Genomic DNA, 16337 nt, shown 5'->3' with positions numbered 1-16337 from the left:
ACCGGCAAGTCGTGGCCAAGCCCCGATTACCATGACATCGAGACGTGCTACCTGAGCCACGGGACAGCAAGGAGGCCAGTCCGTGTTGCGCGTTGCATCCTACAATATCCGCAAGAGCATCGGCACCGACTGGCGCCGGCGCCCGATGCAGACGCTTGCGGTCCTCAACGAGATCGACGCCGACGTCGTCGCCCTGCAGGAGGTCGACCGGCGCTTTGGAGCGCGCACGTCGTCCCTGCCACGGCAGGCCATCCGCGACGAGACCCGCTATGTTCCCGTCGCCCTCGATGCGCGGCCCGGTGGGCTTGGATGGCACGGGAACGTGGTCCTCGTGCGTGACGGCATCGAGGTGCTCGGCGCCGACTGCCTGACGCTCCCTGCCCTCGAGCCGCGCGGCGCGGCCTTCGTCGAACTCGCCGTCGGCAAGGCGAGACTGCGCGTCGTCGCCATGCATCTCGGCCTGCTCGGACTGTGGCGACGGCGCCAGGCGGCTGCCATCCTGTCGCATCTGATGAGCCTGAAACCGGGTGTGCCGACGGTCATGATGGGCGATCTCAACGAGTGGAACCCGCAAGGCCGCTGCTTCAAGCTCTTCGGCAAGGCGCATCAGGTCGTCGTTCCGGGGCGATCCTTTCCCTCCCGCATGCCGCTCGGCGCGCTCGACCGGATCATTCTCAGCCCCGAGGTGAGGCTCGTCGACACCGGCGTTCACGTCTCCAACCGGTCGCGGGGCGCCTCCGATCACCTGCCCGTCTATGCCGACGTCGCCTTTCCCGGCAGCGAATCTGTCCGCCGGCATGTTCGCCCGCTGGTGTCGCAGCCCTGAGGGGCGCCTCCGATCGCGGCGATCGGACGGCCGGCTTGCCGCCGTCGCCGCCGCTTCAGCTGTTTCGAATTGCCCGGTCGAGACGACGGGGCCGGGCCGGCATGAGGGGTGGCACCGGCGAATTCGGCCGTAACTTAGACAGGTGTCAGGCGAGGATTGAGGTCTGCCATTGCACTTGCGGCGCAAGCCAATAAGATGGCCTTTCTGCGTATACGTTAGGGAGGAAAACTGAATGGCATACGCTTGTAAGACGACAGCGTTGGGAGTGGCGCTGCTTGCCTCCACAGCCTTTACCGGGTCCGCCGCTGCGCAGACCGTCTTGAAATTCGCCCATGTCTACGAAGCCAGCGAACCTTATCACAGCTGCGCCGTCGAGGCCTCCGACAAGCTGAAACAGGCGACCGAGGACCGCTATTCCATCGAGGTCTATCCGGCCTCGTCCCTCGGCAAGGAGGTCGATATCAACGAGGGCCTCGGGCTCGGCACCGTCGACATCATCTATACCGGGCAGCTCTTCGCCGGCAGGGCTTACGGGCCGATCGCCATCGGTGGCGCGCCCTATATGTTCCGTGATTACGACCACTGGGACAAATATCGCAACTCCGACCTCTTCAAGGAGCTGGCGCAGGGATATCAGGACGCCACCGGGAACCATGTCGTGGCCACCACCTATTACGGCCAGCGGCACGTGACCTCGAACAAGCCGATCGAAAAGCCCGAGGACATGCAGGGCATGAAGATCCGCGTCCCGAATGCCCCGCTCTACATGATGTTCCCGAAGGCCGTGGACGCGAACCCGACCCCGATCGCCTTCGCCGAGGTATACCTTGCACTGCAGCAAGGCACGGTCGACGGTCAGGAGAACCCGCTTCCGACCATTCAGGCGAAGAAGTTCTACGAGGTCCAGTCGGACATCAACCTGACCGGACACATCAACGATGCGCTGCTGACGATCGTCGGCGGGCCGACCTGGGGCCAGATGGACGAGCCCGACCAGACCGCTTTGACAAAGGTGTTGGAGGAGACGGCCGAATGCGCATCGACCCAGGTCCGGGACAACGAGGCGAAACTCGCCGACTGGTTCCGCGAACAGGGCGTGAAGGTGCATGAGGTCGACATCACGCCGTTCCGGGAGATGACGATGAAGCTCCATAACGGCCCGGACGCCACCTGGGATCAGGCGACCTACGACCGCCTCCAGGCGATCGAATAGTCCTTTGAAACGGCTGCCGCCATCAGCGCGGCATCCTGAAGACACCGATCCGGGCGGCTCTCTGCCCTCCGGATCGGATCGTTCCCCGTGTGCCGTTCCTGGGAGGAGACTGGCCATGTCATCTGTCGAGCCGGAGCGCGGCGTCCGGGCCGAGGAGCCCTCGCCGCTTCAGGACGAACCGGTCGATCTGTCGGACCTCAGATGGAGCGACGGCGTCGTGCTGGTCGTCTTCTGGGTGCTGGCCGGGGTCGTCTTCCTGCAGTTCTTGACCCGTTACGTACTCAACGATTCTCTCGGCTGGACCGAAGAGATCGCCCGCTTCCTGCTGATCGCCGTCACCTTCGTCGGCTCGATCATGGCCGCCCGCAAGGAAAGCCACATCGCCGTCGAACTGTTCTACCGCTACTTCACCCGGCCGATCCGCTTCGTGCTGCAGATCGTCGTCGATGTCGTCTCTCTGGCCTTCTACGTCACGATGACATGGCTGTGCATCAGCCTGGCCGGACGCACCCAGCAGAAGATGGTCTCGATCGATCTGCCGAAATCCTGGGTCTACTGGCTCGTCGCCGTCTCGCTCGCCCTGATGGCGGTCTGGGCTCTCGCTGCGCTCGTCCGCCACCTTCGCACCGGAACCAGCCGGCTGATCGACCCGGAGCGCTTCGCCGTTTCGACGAAGGGCGTCTGACGGCGGGCCGCCCGAAAGGCGCCGCGCGCCAAGGACCTGACGCTTCCATTTCTGCCTTCCTCCGCCCTGCGCAGCACGCTTTACCAGATTGACCCGCAATGCTTCTCGCCCTGCTCTTTCTCCTTCTTTTTGGCCTCCTGGCCCTCGGCGTCCCGGTGGCGATCTCCCTGGCGGCGTCCTCGGCGATCTTCATTCTGGTCGAGGGCCGGGTGCCGGAGGTCGTCGTCATCCACCGCATGGTCAATGGCGTCGATTCCTTTCCCCTCCTGGCGATCCCCTTCTTCATCCTCGCCGGAAACCTGATGAACTCCGCCGGCATCACCGAGCGCATCTTCGATTTCGCCAAGGCGATTTTCGGCTGGATGCGCGGCGGCCTCGGTCATGTGAATGTCGGCGCCTCGGTGATCTTCGCCGGCATGTCGGGCGCCGCCGTCGCCGATGCCGGCGGCCTCGGCGCGATCGAGATCAAGGCGATGCGCGACGCCAAATACGATCCGGGCTTTGCCGTCGGCATCACCGCCGCCTCCTCGACCATCGGGCCGATCATCCCGCCGTCGCTGCCCATGGTGATCTACGGCGTCAATGCCAATGCCTCGATCGGCCAGCTCTTTGCCGCAGGCTTCGTGCCCGGCCTCCTGATGGCGGTGGCGCTCATGGCGATGATCGCCGTCTATGCCCGGCGGCGGAATTATCCCGTCGACCAGCGCTTCCGCCTCGGCGCCCTGTGGACGACTTTCCTGCGCGCCGCCCTTTCGCTGATGACGCCGGTCATCATCGTCGGCGGCATCCTGACGGGCGCCTTCACGCCGACGGAGGCGGCCATCGCCGCCTGTGTCTGGGCGATGTTCCTCGGCCTCGTCGTCTATCGCACGCTTTCGCTCCGCCGTTTTCTTCGCGTCTCCTTCGATACGATCGAGACCACCTCGGTCGTTCTCTTCATCGTCGCCGCCGCGACGATCTTCGCCTGGGTGCTGACGTCGAACCGGGCCCCGGAGCATTTCGCCGCGCTGATCCTGACGGTATCGGAAAACCCGTGGATCGTGCTCCTCCTGATAAATCTCATTCTGCTCGTCGTCGGCTGCTTCATGGAGACGGTGGCGGCGATCACCATCCTGACGCCCGTTCTCTTGCCGATCGCCATGAAGATGGGCGTCGATCCGGTGCATTTCGGTGTGATCATGGTGCTGAACCTGATGATCGGCCTGCTCACCCCGCCCATCGGCATGGTGCTCTACGTCCTGTCGCGGGTCTCCAACGTCCCCTTCGAGCGTTGCGTCTCGGCGACGGCGCCGTTTCTGGTGCCGCTGTTTCTGGTGCTCGCTCTCGTCACCTTCCTTCCGGCCCTGACCATGTGGCTGCCGACACTGATCTATCGCTGAGGCGCCGGCGTCGCGCCTGCGTCCAGACCGCCGTTGGTCTTCGCCGGCCGATTGCTTACATTGCGATCCATGAGCGATTTCAACGAATCAGTGCCCGCCGCGATGCCCCGGCAGGGCGGCATCGCGGCCCGTGCCATGGCCGCCCGCGGCGGACCGAACGCAGTCGGCGCGCCGGACTATCTGTCCGGCCTCAATCCCGAGCAGCGGGCCGCGGTCGAGACGACGGAGGGCCCGGTCCTGGTGCTCGCGGGCGCCGGCACCGGCAAGACCCGGGTGCTGACGACGCGCATCGCCCACATCCTCGCCACCGGACGGGCCTATCCAAGCCAGATCCTCGCCGTCACCTTCACCAACAAGGCGGCGCGCGAGATGAAGACCCGCATCGGCATGCTGGTCGGCGGTCAGGTGGAAGGCATGCCGTGGCTCGGAACTTTCCACTCCATCGGCGTGAAGATCCTGCGACGACATGCGGAACTCGTCGGGCTGAAGCCGAACTTCACCATCCTCGACACCGACGATCAGATCCGCCTGATCAAGCAGCTGATCCGCGCCGAAAATCTCGACGACAAGCGCTGGCCGGCCCGAACCTTCGCCAACATGCTCGACGGCTGGAAGAACAAGGGCCTGTCGCCGAAGGATATTCCCGAAGGCGACGCGCGGGCCTTCGCCGGCAAGGGCCGCGATCTCTACGCCGCCTATCAGGCGCGTTTGATGACGCTGAACGCCTGCGATTTCGGCGACCTCCTGATGCATCCGATCGCCCTCTTCCGGGCCAATCCCGACGTCCTCGCCGACTATCACCGCCGCTTCAGATACATTCTCGTCGACGAGTATCAGGACACCAACGTCGCCCAGTATCTGTGGCTGCGGCTTCTGGCGCAACGCCCCTCCAGAGGGCAAGGCGATGAAGCTGCGATCTCCCCCCTCGAGGGGGAGATGGGCGGCAGCCCAGAGGGGGGCGCGCCGGGCGCTACGCTCGGAAACGTTCGTGCCGAGGCACCCCCCTCTGCCTTGCCAGGCATCTCCCCCTCAAGGGGGGAGATCGACGCGTCGGTCTCCGCGCCCATTCCGGCCGAAGGCCGCAAGGGCGACCGCCCGTCGGCCGGTCCGGCCGCGCCCGTGCAGGCCAGCGAGCAGAGCGAGCGCTCGGCCGTGAGCGAAAACCGACCCCAGCAGATCAACATCTGCTGCGTCGGCGACGACGACCAGTCGATCTATGGATGGCGCGGCGCCGAGGTCGATAACATCCTGCGCTTCGACAAGGATTTTCCCGGCGCCACCGTCATCAAGCTGGAGCGCAACTACCGCTCCACCGGTCACATTCTCGGCGCCGCTTCCCATCTCATCGCCCACAATGAGGACCGCCTCGGCAAGACCCTCTTCACCGACGCCCCGGACCCCGAGGACCCCAAGGTCGAGGTCAATGCCGGCTGGGATTCGGAAGAGGAGGCCCGCGCCATCGGCGAAGCGATCGAGGACCTGCAGCGGCGCGAGGATCACGACCTCAACGACATGGCGATCCTGGTCAGAGCCTCCTTCCAGATGCGCTCCTTTGAGGATCGCTTCGTCACCATGGGGCTGAACTACCGCGTCATCGGCGGCCCGCGCTTTTACGAGCGCATGGAGATCCGCGATGCGCTGGCCTACTTCCGCTGCGTCTGCCAGCCGGCGGACGACCTCGCCTTCGAGCGCATCGTCAACACGCCGAAGCGCGGGCTCGGCGACGCCACCATCCGTCTCCTTCATGATTACGCCCGCGAGCGCCAGATCCCGATCATCGCCGCTGCCGGCGAGATGACCGAGACCGAGGAGCTGAAGCCCAAGCCCCGCAACACGCTGCGCGCCCTCATCGCCAATTTCCGCCGCTGGTCCGAGCTTCTGCCGACCATGAAGCACACCGAGCTCGCCGAGCAGATTCTCGAGGAGAGTGGCTATACCGAGATGTGGCAGAACGACCGCTCGGCGGAGGCGCCGGGGCGGCTGGAGAACCTGAAAGAGCTGATCCGCTCGATGGAGGAGTACGAGTCGCTTCCCTCCTTCCTGGAACATGTCGCCCTCGTCATGGACGCCGAGCAGAACGCCGAGACCGACGCCGTCTCGATCATGACGCTGCATTCGGCCAAGGGGCTGGAATTTGAGACCGTCTTCCTGCCGGGCTGGGAGGAAGGCCTCTTTCCTCATCAGCGCTCCCTCGACGAAGGCGGCCGCACCGGCCTCGAAGAAGAGCGCCGCCTCGCCTATGTCGGCATCACGCGAGGCAAGCGCCGGGTGAAGATCTGGTTCGTCTCCAACCGTCGCATCCACGGGCTCTGGCAGTCCACCATCCCGTCGCGCTTTCTCGACGAGCTGCCGGAGGCCCATGTCGAGGTGATGGAGGCCAACACCTCCTATGGCGGCTATGGCGCCGGCGGCTTCGGCGGCTACGGCTCATCACGCTGGGACGGCGGCAACGCCTTCAAGGAATCAGCCTATTCGACCCCCGGCTGGAAGCGCGCCCAGGCAGCACAGGCTGGCTTTGCCGATGGTGCGTCCGGCCAAGGCGGGCGGCGCGGCGGCGACGGCTGGTCCGGCGGTCGGACGCGAGAGATCAGCTACGACGCCGAACCCGGCACCCGCGGCTCCGGCGGCAACGGCTTTGCCGGCCGGATGGACGATAATCCGTCATCCCGCCCCGGCCGCGGACACAACCAGCCCCCGAAAAAAGGCTTCGGCCTATATTCCTCCGCCAAACGCGGCGGCCCCCGCGAGATCCAGGGCGAACTCGTCGCCAAATCCGTCGCCGACCACGAAAGCCGCTTTGCGCAAGGCGACCGCGTCTTCCACCTGAAATTCGGCAATGGCACCGTCGCCCTCGTCGACGGCAACAAGCTCACCGTCGACTTCGACAAGGCCGGGCAAAAGCGCGTGCTGGAGGGGTTCGTGGAGGCGGTGTGAGGAAATGGCGTATCAACGACAATAGGTCTCATCTAACGTGAACCGACGCACGCGATCGTCTACGCTGAATCGATTTGTAACGGCACCATGATTAGGAGATAGAATCGCAATTTAAATGTTATTGTTCTATCATTTCACAACTTGACATTGGCCCATCTCTCTCCCTAAAGGGAATAAAGCGTGATTTGGTCTAATTTTAGATGAATGGTATGGAGTATAAATATGAAAGTTGTGTCCGTTATCAATTACAAAGGCGGCGTGGGAAAAACTACAGTAACCAGCAACATCGGTGCCGAATTGGCATTTAGAGGCTTGAAAGTTTTAGTCATAGACCTGGATCCGCAAACAAATTTAACGTTCTCCTTTATTCGTCCTGACGAGTGGCAAGCGGATTATGCTGACGACAAAACAATTAAAAAGATATTTGACTCTTTTGTAGATGGAGAAAATTACGATATTAATCGTCTTATATTTTCACCAAGCCGGGTTGCTTCTGCCCTGAGCGGAAATGGCAAACTCTCTCTCATATCGTCGCACCTGGGATTGATAAATGTAGATCTCGAACTAGCAACTCTGCTAGGCGGCGCAAACATGAAGCAGACCAAAAACAACTTTTTGAAAGTCCATCGAAGACTGGTCGAAAGCCTAAACGAGATAGATGAAAATGAATTTGATGTCGTTATCATTGATTGCCCCCCTAATTTCAATATTGTCACGAAGAACGCCATTGTCGCAAGCGACTATGTTTTAGTACCCACCCGGCCAGATTTTTTGAGCACCCTAGGAATCGATTATCTTATACGCAGCATGAACGAGTTAATTGAAGACTATAACGAATTCTCTGGGGCGGAGGATACCGAGTTCGAAGAGATTGAGCCAGCGACAATTGGCGTTCTCTTTACGATGATACAAGAGAGGAGCGAGGAACCGATCAACGCTCAAAGCGCTTACATAAGACAAATTCAACGACAAGGTGGACTGCACGTTTTCGAAAATTACATCAAACGAAACGACACTTTGTTTGCAAGCGCGCCTGAGTCGGGAGTACCCGTTGTATTGCGCCCTCAAAGCCAATCCACCTACAAAAATGTGGTCAAGGGCCTTGAAAAGGTTGCAGAGGAATTCGCGCAGTTGATTGATTTGGAGGTATGACTCTGGTGGCCGAGCATCTGAAAATTGCCAACCTCGTCAAGCTGGTCTCAGAGATAATCAAAGGCGGCGATATGGCGACGATCGACGCTGCATATATCGCCTTGCGCCGAGTAAAAAATGGCAGAGAATATGATGCAAACCCCAGCTTGAAGAAGAGCCATGTAAGCAACTTCAACCACGTTGACGCTGAGTTCTTTGACAAATTTGAAACTCGCGAGGAAGTGGAGCGCTACCTGGATCGGGTCGCGACTAAGAAGGCAGATCTTGAATTGATTGCACGGCAACTCAAATTGCCCCTCTCAAAAAGGGAGGATGCTAGAGAATTAGTGGATAAGATAGTGGATTCGAGCGTCGGGTACAAGCTGCGTTCAAAGGCAATTAGGGGAAAAGCGAGCGAATCATCGGGAGGAGACATTTGATTCAAATATACTTATTTTCGATTGGTAGTTCTTTTTGATTCATTTATTTACAATTAATATTACGATCTCTGGAACATCAAGGAATGTTATTGCTGAAATTTTACCTTACGCCTTGCGCACATCCCCGTCGCTTGATTGATTCAACCCAAGCCTAGACAAGATCTCGAACGAAATGTTGTCGACACCGAACTCATACATGCCGATTGACGGTAGTCGCTGAACGATGAGCGGCCACTTTCAAGAAAAAATATTTCCACGCCCATCACCCCGCCCGTACCATCCTCCAAGCGCCGCCACACGGAACGGGCACGAATGAACGACCTGCTATCGTTCGGGGGCCGGCGGGCGGTGTCCGCGGCGTGGCGCTCTTCCAGAGGGCGCGGCGTCCCGGATGGTTGCGAGGCCGCTGCCCCCCCTCAACTATGCGGAAGGTGTGCGGATCGGTCCGCTTCACGGGGCACCTCTGAAGCGCCAGCCGCCATCGTGACGACCCGTCCCCGCCGCGGAAGCGTTGGGGTCGCCGCAAAGGCAGCGGGTGGAAGCAATGCATTCGCGGCCGTAACGCACCGCGCGGGATGCCGGAGGCGGACCGTATCAACAAGAAGTTCGGAGAGTCTACTTTCGGCATCCCGCCGTCCCGTCGTCAGGCAATAGGGCGGCCACGACACGGCGCAAACCTCCGCGGCAGATTGGCCGGCGGGGAAGCTTTCGCGCGTCGATTGTCGGGAGTCGCCGGGAACCCGGCGACAAGAAGGGAAAGCGGCGAAACGAAAGGGATCAGGCGATCAGGCGCGGGCTTAGGCGCGCGCGGCGATTACTCGTCGCGATAGACCTTCTCGCGGCGCTCGTGGCGCTCCTGGGCTTCGAGCGACAGCGTCGCGATCGGGCGGGCGTCGAGGCGCTTGAGGCTGATCGGCTCGCCGGTCTCCTCGCAATAGCCGTAGGAGCCGTCCTCGATCCGCTCGAGGGCCGAGTCGATCTTGGAAATCAACTTGCGCTGGCGGTCGCGGGCTCTCAGTTCGATCGCCCGATCGGTCTCGGAGGACGCCCTGTCGGCGACGTCGGCAAGATTGCTGTTGTCGTTGGCGAGCGCGTCGAGCGTCTCGCGCGCCTCGCGCAGGATTTCCGCTTTCCACGTCAGAAGCTTGCGCCGGAAGTAGTCCTTCTGACGGTCATTCATGAATGCACCGTCTTCAGACAGCGTCAGATCGGTATTGAGTGTCTCGCTCATTACGCACCTCCATCTCGCTGGCGCGCTTATAGCGGCGGTTTGGGAGACGAACAAGTTACGTTTGCGCCACAGCGAATGAAGAAGATACGATTCTAAGCTACAGATTTGCTTGACGTTTCGCCAAAGGTGAGGTGCGGAGCGAAAGTCGTGGCGTTTCTCTTTCCAGCGTCACGCAGGGTTGAACCCCGCCAAATTTGCCGGAAATGCGATGCAACGAGCACTTGAGTCTGTCGACAAGGGCCGTGCTCTTCGCCGGGAAAGCCGGGGGCTGGCCGCCGGGCGCGAGGCGTCGGCGCGTCGAAAGATTGCCCGCCGCAAGGTTTCGGCTTATCCATCTTCGGATGAACGCGTCGTCCGGCCCCCGTCTTCTGATCCTGCGTCACGCGCATTCGTCCTGGGCGCAGCCCGGGCAGCGCGATCATCAGCGGCCGCTCGACGGGCGCGGCGAGGAGGATGCCGGGCGGCTCGCCGCCCTGCTTGCCGAAGAAGGGCTGAGCGTCGACGCCATCGTCTGCTCCACGGCGACCCGCGCCGTCGATACGCTCTCGCCGCTGCTCGCGGTTCTTGGCAAGGACGTGCCGCTCGAATATTCCGACGATCTCTATGCGCTGGGTGCCGAAGCCTACATGGCGGCTGCCGCGAAGGCCGCGGCCGGCGTTTCGACCCTGCTTCTGGTCGGGCACAACCCGATGGTGGAAGATTTCACCCGCGGTCTCGCCAAGGATGGTGACGAGGACGCGCTTGCCGCGATTGCCACGGGGTTTCCGACCTGTGCCCTCGCCGTGGTCGCGCTCGACCGGCCTTTTGCCGAGATCGCGCCGGGAGCCGGGCAGCTCATGCGTGTTCTGCGCCCCTGACTTTGCGCCTGTCGCGACGACCTGCCCTTAGAAGCGCCGACGGGAATGCCTATATCGAGGCTTCCGTTCATCCGACCTCCCGCCTTCGAGATCAGCTCCACAAATGACATCGATTGCCGACGAGGCCCGCCTCGTTCTCGACAACTTCGCCGACCGGACGACGTCGATCTTTCATCCCAGTCTGCGGCTCGGCGTCACCGGCCTCTCGCGTGCCGGCAAGACGGTGTTCATCACCGCCCTCGTCCACAATCTCCTGGCCGGCGGGCGGCTGCCCCTGTTCAAGGCGCAGGCGAACGGCCGCATTCTGGGTGCGGATCTGCGCGAGCAGCCCGACGACGCAGTGCCGCGGTTTCAGTACGAGGATCACATCCGCCGCATCGTCGAGGAGCGGGTCTGGCCGGAATCGACCCGCGCCATTTCCGAACTGCGCCTCACCGTCGCCTTCGAATCGGCGTCCGCCTTCCGGCGCATGCTGCCGGGCGGAAAACTCACCATCGACATCGTCGACTATCCCGGCGAGTGGCTGCTCGACCTGCCGCTGATCGACAAGGATTTCGCGACCTTTTCTGCGGAATCGCTGGAACGCGCGCGGTTGCCATCTCGGCAGAAGGAGGCGGCGGCCTTTCTCGCAAAGCTGGCCGAGGTCGATCTCGAAGCCCCGGCAGACGAGGTGACGGCGCGGGATCTTTCGGTGCTCTTCGCGGACTATCTGAAGGCCTGCCGGGCCGATACGACCGCGCTCTCCACCCTGCCGCCCGGACGGTTCCTGATGCCGGGCGATCTCGACGGCTCGCCGGCGCTGACCTTCGCGCCACTGCCGGTGGAACCCGGCAGAACCTATCCGAAGGGCTCCATGGCGGCGCATCTTTCGCGTCGCTACGAGGCCTACAAGACCGTCGTGGTCAAACCTTTCTTCCGCAACCACTTCGCCCGTCTCGACCGGCAGATCCTCCTGGTCGACGTCCTCCAGGCGATCAATGCCGGGCCGGAGGCCGTCGCCGATCTCGAAACCGCCCTCACCGACATTCTGGCCTGCTTCAGGCCGGGACGCTCGACCTGGCTCGGCTCGTTCCTGACACGGCGCATCGACCGGATCCTCGTCTGCGCGACCAAGGCCGACCATCTCCACCGCGAGAGCCACCGCAGGCTCGAGGCGATCGTCCGCGGGCTCGTCGACGACGCGATTTCCCGCGCGAATTTTTCCGGCGCGAAGACCGAAGTGCTGGCGATGGCCGCCGTGCGCGCGACGCGCGAGGCGACGATCAACGATGCGGGCGAGGATCTGCCGGTCATCGTGGGAACGCCCGCTGCCGGCGAGACGATCGGCGAGCGGACCTTCGACGGCAAGGCCGAGACGGCGGTGTTTCCGGGCGATCTGCCGGCAGATCCGCGCAAGCTGTTCGATCCGGCCGGCGGGGTCGAGCCCGGCTCGCTGCGCTTCGTGCGCTTCCGTCCACCGCGCTTGCAGCAGACCGCCGAGGGCCTGACGCTTTCCCTGCCGCATATCCGGCTCGACCGGACGCTGGAATTTCTCGTGGGAGACAGGTTGCAATGAGCGACGAGCGCAATGGCCGCCGGCGCGCACCGGGCGCCTTCGATCTTCCCGGCGAGGCGCAGTCCCGCGCGAGCGAGCGGCCCGGCCGCGACGAGACAGGGGCGGCGTCTGCGCCCCGCATGCCGCGTTCGATCGCGACCATCGAGGCGATCGAGTTCGACCCGGAGGACGCGATCAACGACGACGTCCTCACCGATGGCGAGCCGGTGATTGAAACCGGCCGGCGGTTTTCCTTCGGCAAGCTTCTCGCCGCTTCGCTCGGCCTTCTTCTCTCAATTGCGGCGGGCCTCGCCGTCGATGCCATCGTCAGGGACGTCTTCGAACGCTCCGAGTGGCTCGGCTGGACCGCCCTCGCCCTTGCCGTGCTGGCGCTCCTCGCCCTCGTCGGGATCGTCATCCGCGAGGCCATCGGCATGATGCGGCTTGCGGCTGTCGATCGGGAGCGCAGGCGCGCCCTCGCGGCCTATCGCGCCGACAGCCTGCCCGAGGCCAGGCTCGCCGTCGCGACGCTGGAGACTTTGCTGTCGGACCGGCCCGAGACCGCCCGCGGCCGCGCCCGGATGGCCGCACTGAAGGACGAGGTCATCGACGGGGCGGATCTCGTTGCGCTCGCCGAAGAGCACATGCTCGGGCCGCTGGACGCCAAGGCACGCGCGCTCGTCCTCGCCTCGGCCAAGCGCGTCTCGGTGGTCACGGCCGTCAGCCCCAAGGCGATCGTCGATGTCGGTTATGTGATCTTCGAGAACGTCAAGGTGATCCGCAAGATGTCGGAGCTCTACGGCGCAAGGCCGGGAACGCTCGGCCTCTTCAAGCTGATCCGCGATGTCCTCGCCCATCTGGCCGTGACCGGCTCGATCGCGATCGGCGACAGTCTCGTGCAGCAGGTGATCGGCCACGGCCTCGCCGCGCGGCTGTCGTCACGCCTTGGCGAAGGCGTGGTCAACGGGCTGTTGACCGCCCGTGTCGGCCTCGCCGCGATGGATCTTTGTCGTCCGCTGCCGTTTCTGAGGGCCAAGCGCCCGAAGATCGGCGCGATACTCGCCGAGCTGACGGCCCATTCCGGCGCCGAAGCCGATCGTGACCGGCGACAGGCGCCCTGACGAAACCGCGCCGCCACGAGAAACGACGGCCAAGGAAAGCCTTGGTTAACCCTTTGACGAGACAATGCACATGGTAAACGATTTCCACCCAGGAAGGGTCATCCATGTCGCGTCTGTTGACAGCTGGTCTCGCTCTCACCCTCGCCTTGTCCGCCGTCAACGCCGCGCCAGCGAAGGCCGACAGCGACGAGGCCTTTTTCCGCCGTGTCACCGGTCAGTGGACCGGGCCGGGCGAGATCGTCGCGGGGAAGTACAAGGGCACGAAGTTCGTCTGCAGCTTCGCCGGTAATCCGCACGACAAAAAGGTCGGCGTCGAGCTGGAAGGCTCCTGCCGCGTTGGCCTGTTCTCCCAGCCGATGCGTGCGGAGGTCGTTCGTTCGGGCCGCGGCTATCGTGGCGAATTTCAGGACGGCGCCGCGGGCAAAGGTCTCGACATCATCTCCGGCGAAGTCTCCGGCGATCGCATGGTCGTCGGTCTCGACCGCAAGCAGCTCAAGGGGGCGATGGTCGCAAGGCTGGCCGGTGACGACGCGCTTGCCGTTACGATTTCGGTGCGTGTCGCCTCGCAGCTCGTTCCGGTGATCGGGATGAACCTCACCCGAGCGGCCGGCACGCGCCAGAGCGCCTTGTCGAACTGACCTCGGCGCCACACCCAGATTCAAACGCTTTCAAGGCCCGGTGACCGACCGGGCCGCATGCGTTTCACGTCATGCCGGTGGCCCGGGAGAATGACCTCCAGGCGATTGGTATGAAGCCTGCGCGACGATCGCGCGGTGCTCTCTTGGCACCGGTCAAGGACCGGGGCCGACGGTATCAGTCCTTCCACCAGTCGCGATCATCCGAGACGGCGGTGATTTCGCCGCGATCGACGGCGGCTGCGAGATCGGCGACCTGCTGCCCCGCGATCTGAAGGTCGGGCGCGATGTCGAGGAGCGGCACCAGGACGAAGGCCCGTTCGACGATGCGCGGATGCGGCAGTGTCAGCTCGTCGTCGTGAAAGGCGAGACCGCCGTAATCGAGCACGTCGATGTCGAGCGTACGTGGTCCCCAGCGCTCGGACCGCACGCGCTTGAAGTCCCGCTCGATGGCAAGGCACAGCTCGAGAAGAGCGCGCGGCGACAGCTCCGTGTCGACCGCGGCGCACGCGTTGAGGAAGTCGGGCTGATCGATCTTCCCCCAGGGCGGCGTTCGAAACAGGCGGGAGACGGCGCCGAGCGTGCAGTCCTTCCGCGCATCGATCCGGCGGAGGGCCGCCGCCATGGCGCTGGCTGGGTCGCCGAGATTGCCGCCTAGGCCGAGATGCGCGCGCGCCGTCACCACCGCTCGCCCTTCAGCGCCCGCCGCATGGCGTCCGCGATGGCAAGCGCATCCCGATTGGCCGGGACGTTGTGGACGCGGATGATGTCGGCTCCCCGCTCCCGCAACAGGACGCTGGTCGCCGCCGAGGCGATGTCGGGCTCGGGATCCTCGCGGCCGATCGCGCCGCGCACGAAACGCTTTCGGGATGTGCCGACGAGAAGCGGATAGCCGAGCTCCATCACCTCCGTCACGCGCGCGAGCAGGATCAGATTCTCTGGGCCGTCCTTGGCAAAGCCGAAACCGGGATCGAGAACGATGGCCTCGTCTGCGACGCCGGCGTCCCCGGCGATCTCGAGCGACCGGCGCAGGAAGACGAACTGGTCCTCGATGACGTCGGCGCGCTTCTCGCGGTCGCGGCCTGTATGCATCAGGCACAGCCCCGCCCCGGTTTCGGCGGCGACCTTCGCGATCGCCATGTCGCGCTGGGCACCGTGGACGTCGTTGACGATGTGGGCACCGGCCTCGACGGCCATTCGGGCGGTCTGCGACCGGTATGTATCGACCGAAATCAGGCAGTCCGAGCGCCGCGCCAGGGCCTCGATCACCGGCATGATCCGCCGCTGCTCCTCGGCGGCATCGACCGGCGTCGCCCCCGGCCGGGTCGACTCCCCCCCGATATCGATGATCGCCGCGCCCTGTTCGACCATGCGCAGCGACTCGTCGACGGCAGCCTCCACCGAAGCGTATCGCCCGCCGTCGGAGAAGCTGTCCGGCGTCGCGTTGAGAATGCCCATGATGGTCGCGGTTTCGCCGAGCGTGATGCTGCGGCCGTGAGCGAGCTTCCAGATGCCGCCGCGCGGCGTGATCACGTCCATCCCCTGCCCTTCGTCGAACGACCTCTCCGGCCTCCTGGCCCAATGGGTAACCCTGCCGAAAATATTGCGCAATCGTGTCCGCCGCCGCGCTTGCTTCGCTGCGGCGTTCGGCTACCGTACGGAACGTTCATTCGACTTCTAACCCTGGGGCGGCGAGCATGGTATCGAAGTTTGCATTGTTGGTGGCTGTGACCACGATCTGCCTGCCGTCGCTCGCCGGAGCTGCGAGCATCAAGGAGAAGACCAGCTATTTCGCCGTGCGCGGCGCAACGCTCGACGAGCTCGATCGCGATCTCAACCGGCGTGGCCCGTTCGTCTCCGAGACCGGGATAAGGCATCCGGGTGCCACGGAAGTGAAGTTCGACGGCAAGGTCACCTACAAGGCGACCGCGGACGGGTGCGCCGTCGACAAGACCAATCTCAGCCTCGATCTCGAGATGACGCTGCCGCGCTGGGTCCAGTCGAAACGGGCTTCGGCCCATACCAGGCTGATCTGGGATACGCTGGAAAAGGACATCCGCCGCCATGAGCAGCGCCACGCCGCCATTGCCAAGAACTGGTTGAAGCGTATGGAATCGGCGATCCGCAACCTGCGAACCGAGCCGACCTGCCCGGCAATGGAGGCGATGGTCAACACGGTGACCCAACGCTATCTCGCCGGCCACGAACGCGCCCAGATCGAGTTCGACACGATCGAGGGCCGCGAGGTGAACTTCCGTCTGCGTCGGGCGCTCTCGCGTGCCCTTTCCGAACAGAGCGGGCAATGAGCCTCGAGCTGACCTGTTCCGCGACCGCGAAGCCAGCGGCCGAAA

The 16337-nt window shown here is 63.6% G+C and carries 15 protein-coding genes; 12 read left to right on the top strand and 3 right to left on the bottom strand.

The window, feature by feature from the left end; genetic code table 11:
- The first annotated feature begins 82 nt into the window (after positions 1-82).
- From J6595_RS15795 to J6595_RS15765, 7 genes are all read left to right on the top strand, one after another.
- Positions 83-826, top strand: a complete 744-nt coding sequence (locus J6595_RS15795; RefSeq protein WP_209595547.1) for an endonuclease/exonuclease/phosphatase family protein — start codon at positions 83-85, stop codon at positions 824-826.
- A 232-nt stretch (positions 827-1058) separates the two neighbouring features.
- Positions 1059-2039 carry a sialic acid TRAP transporter substrate-binding protein SiaP gene (locus J6595_RS15790; protein WP_209595546.1) on the top strand — a complete coding sequence of 327 codons (981 nt, stop codon included), beginning with the start codon at positions 1059-1061 and terminating at the stop codon, positions 2037-2039.
- Between the two features lie 115 nt (positions 2040-2154).
- Positions 2155-2724, top strand: coding sequence for a TRAP transporter small permease (locus J6595_RS15785; RefSeq protein ID WP_209595545.1), 570 nt, complete (start codon positions 2155-2157; stop codon positions 2722-2724).
- A 98-nt stretch (positions 2725-2822) separates the two neighbouring features.
- Entirely contained in the window at positions 2823-4103 is a 1281-nt protein-coding gene (locus tag J6595_RS15780; RefSeq protein ID WP_209595544.1) for a TRAP transporter large permease, read from the top strand.
- A 69-nt stretch (positions 4104-4172) separates the two neighbouring features.
- A complete protein-coding gene (locus tag J6595_RS22975) occupies positions 4173-7037 on the top strand; it encodes an ATP-dependent helicase (RefSeq protein ID WP_209595543.1) in 2865 nt (954 codons plus the stop codon).
- A 222-nt stretch (positions 7038-7259) separates the two neighbouring features.
- A complete protein-coding gene (locus J6595_RS15770) occupies positions 7260-8189 on the top strand; it encodes a ParA family protein (RefSeq protein WP_209595542.1) in 930 nt (309 codons plus the stop codon).
- Positions 8186-8608: a hypothetical protein gene (locus J6595_RS15765; RefSeq protein WP_209595541.1), complete on the top strand. Its 423-nt coding sequence runs from the start codon at positions 8186-8188 to the stop codon at positions 8606-8608. Before J6595_RS15770 ends, J6595_RS15765 begins: the two co-directional genes overlap by 4 nt.
- 814 nt (positions 8609-9422) lie before the next feature.
- On the opposite strand, the gene dksA is transcribed toward J6595_RS15765, so the two are convergent.
- Entirely contained in the window at positions 9423-9839 is a 417-nt protein-coding gene (dksA, locus tag J6595_RS15760; RefSeq protein WP_209595540.1) for an RNA polymerase-binding protein DksA, read from the bottom strand.
- Positions 9840-10180: 341 nt separating this feature from the next.
- Here dksA and J6595_RS15755 point away from each other — a divergent pair, with 341 nt between their 5' ends.
- From J6595_RS15755 to J6595_RS15740, 4 genes are all read left to right on the top strand, one after another.
- Positions 10181-10696, top strand: coding sequence for a SixA phosphatase family protein (locus J6595_RS15755; protein ID WP_209595539.1), 516 nt, complete (start codon positions 10181-10183; stop codon positions 10694-10696).
- Between the two features lie 103 nt (positions 10697-10799).
- Positions 10800-12251: a YcjX family GTP-binding protein gene (locus J6595_RS15750; RefSeq protein WP_209595538.1), complete on the top strand. Its 1452-nt coding sequence runs from the start codon at positions 10800-10802 to the stop codon at positions 12249-12251.
- Positions 12248-13351 (top strand): YcjF family protein, encoded by a 1104-nt coding sequence (locus J6595_RS15745; RefSeq protein ID WP_209595537.1) that lies wholly within the window; start codon positions 12248-12250, stop codon positions 13349-13351. Before J6595_RS15750 ends, J6595_RS15745 begins: the two co-directional genes overlap by 4 nt.
- A gap of 104 nt (positions 13352-13455) precedes the next feature.
- Positions 13456-13989 carry a hypothetical protein gene (locus J6595_RS15740; RefSeq protein WP_209595536.1) on the top strand — a complete coding sequence of 178 codons (534 nt, stop codon included), beginning with the start codon at positions 13456-13458 and terminating at the stop codon, positions 13987-13989.
- A gap of 175 nt (positions 13990-14164) precedes the next feature.
- Here the strand turns inward: J6595_RS15740 and folK are convergent, their stop codons facing one another.
- Entirely contained in the window at positions 14165-14668 is a 504-nt protein-coding gene (gene folK / locus J6595_RS15735) for a 2-amino-4-hydroxy-6-hydroxymethyldihydropteridine diphosphokinase (RefSeq protein WP_209595535.1), read from the bottom strand.
- The gene (folP, locus tag J6595_RS15730; protein WP_209595534.1) at positions 14665-15525 is read right to left on the bottom strand and encodes a dihydropteroate synthase; all 861 of its coding nucleotides are present in this window, start codon (positions 15523-15525) and stop codon (positions 14665-14667) included. The genes folK and folP overlap by 4 nt, the downstream gene beginning before the upstream one ends.
- A 182-nt stretch (positions 15526-15707) precedes the next feature.
- Here folP and J6595_RS15725 point away from each other — a divergent pair, with 182 nt between their 5' ends.
- Positions 15708-16292, top strand: a complete 585-nt coding sequence (locus J6595_RS15725) for a DUF922 domain-containing Zn-dependent protease (protein ID WP_342453227.1) — start codon at positions 15708-15710, stop codon at positions 16290-16292.
- Positions 16293-16337 lie beyond the last annotated feature (45 nt).

The organism is Jiella mangrovi, from assembly GCF_017815135.1.
Classification (GTDB): Bacteria; Pseudomonadota; Alphaproteobacteria; order Rhizobiales; family Rhizobiaceae; genus Jiella; species Jiella mangrovi.
Note: the sequence above shows the minus strand (reverse complement) of the source record. Positions and strands in the feature narration are given on the sequence as shown.

Bases quoted from the DNA above. Each gene is read 5' to 3' on its own strand.
- J6595_RS15790 (WP_209595546.1), top strand. From the start codon at position 1,059: ATGGCATACGCTTGTAAGACGACAGCGTTGGGAGTGGCGCTGCTTGCC.
- J6595_RS15785 (WP_209595545.1), top strand. From the start codon at position 2,155: ATGTCATCTGTCGAGCCGGAGCGCGGCGTCCGGGCCGAGGAGCCCTCG.
- J6595_RS15780 (WP_209595544.1), top strand. From the start codon at position 2,823: ATGCTTCTCGCCCTGCTCTTTCTCCTTCTTTTTGGCCTCCTGGCCCTC.
- J6595_RS22975 (WP_209595543.1), top strand. From the start codon at position 4,173: ATGAGCGATTTCAACGAATCAGTGCCCGCCGCGATGCCCCGGCAGGGC.
- J6595_RS15770 (WP_209595542.1), top strand. From the start codon at position 7,260: ATGAAAGTTGTGTCCGTTATCAATTACAAAGGCGGCGTGGGAAAAACT.
- J6595_RS15765 (WP_209595541.1), top strand. From the start codon at position 8,186: ATGACTCTGGTGGCCGAGCATCTGAAAATTGCCAACCTCGTCAAGCTG.
- dksA (WP_209595540.1), bottom strand. From the start codon at position 9,839: ATGAGCGAGACACTCAATACCGATCTGACGCTGTCTGAAGACGGTGCA.
- J6595_RS15755 (WP_209595539.1), top strand. From the start codon at position 10,181: ATGAACGCGTCGTCCGGCCCCCGTCTTCTGATCCTGCGTCACGCGCAT.
- J6595_RS15750 (WP_209595538.1), top strand. From the start codon at position 10,800: ATGACATCGATTGCCGACGAGGCCCGCCTCGTTCTCGACAACTTCGCC.
- J6595_RS15745 (WP_209595537.1), top strand. From the start codon at position 12,248: ATGAGCGACGAGCGCAATGGCCGCCGGCGCGCACCGGGCGCCTTCGAT.
- J6595_RS15740 (WP_209595536.1), top strand. From the start codon at position 13,456: ATGTCGCGTCTGTTGACAGCTGGTCTCGCTCTCACCCTCGCCTTGTCC.
- folP (WP_209595534.1), bottom strand. From the start codon at position 15,525: ATGGACGTGATCACGCCGCGCGGCGGCATCTGGAAGCTCGCTCACGGC.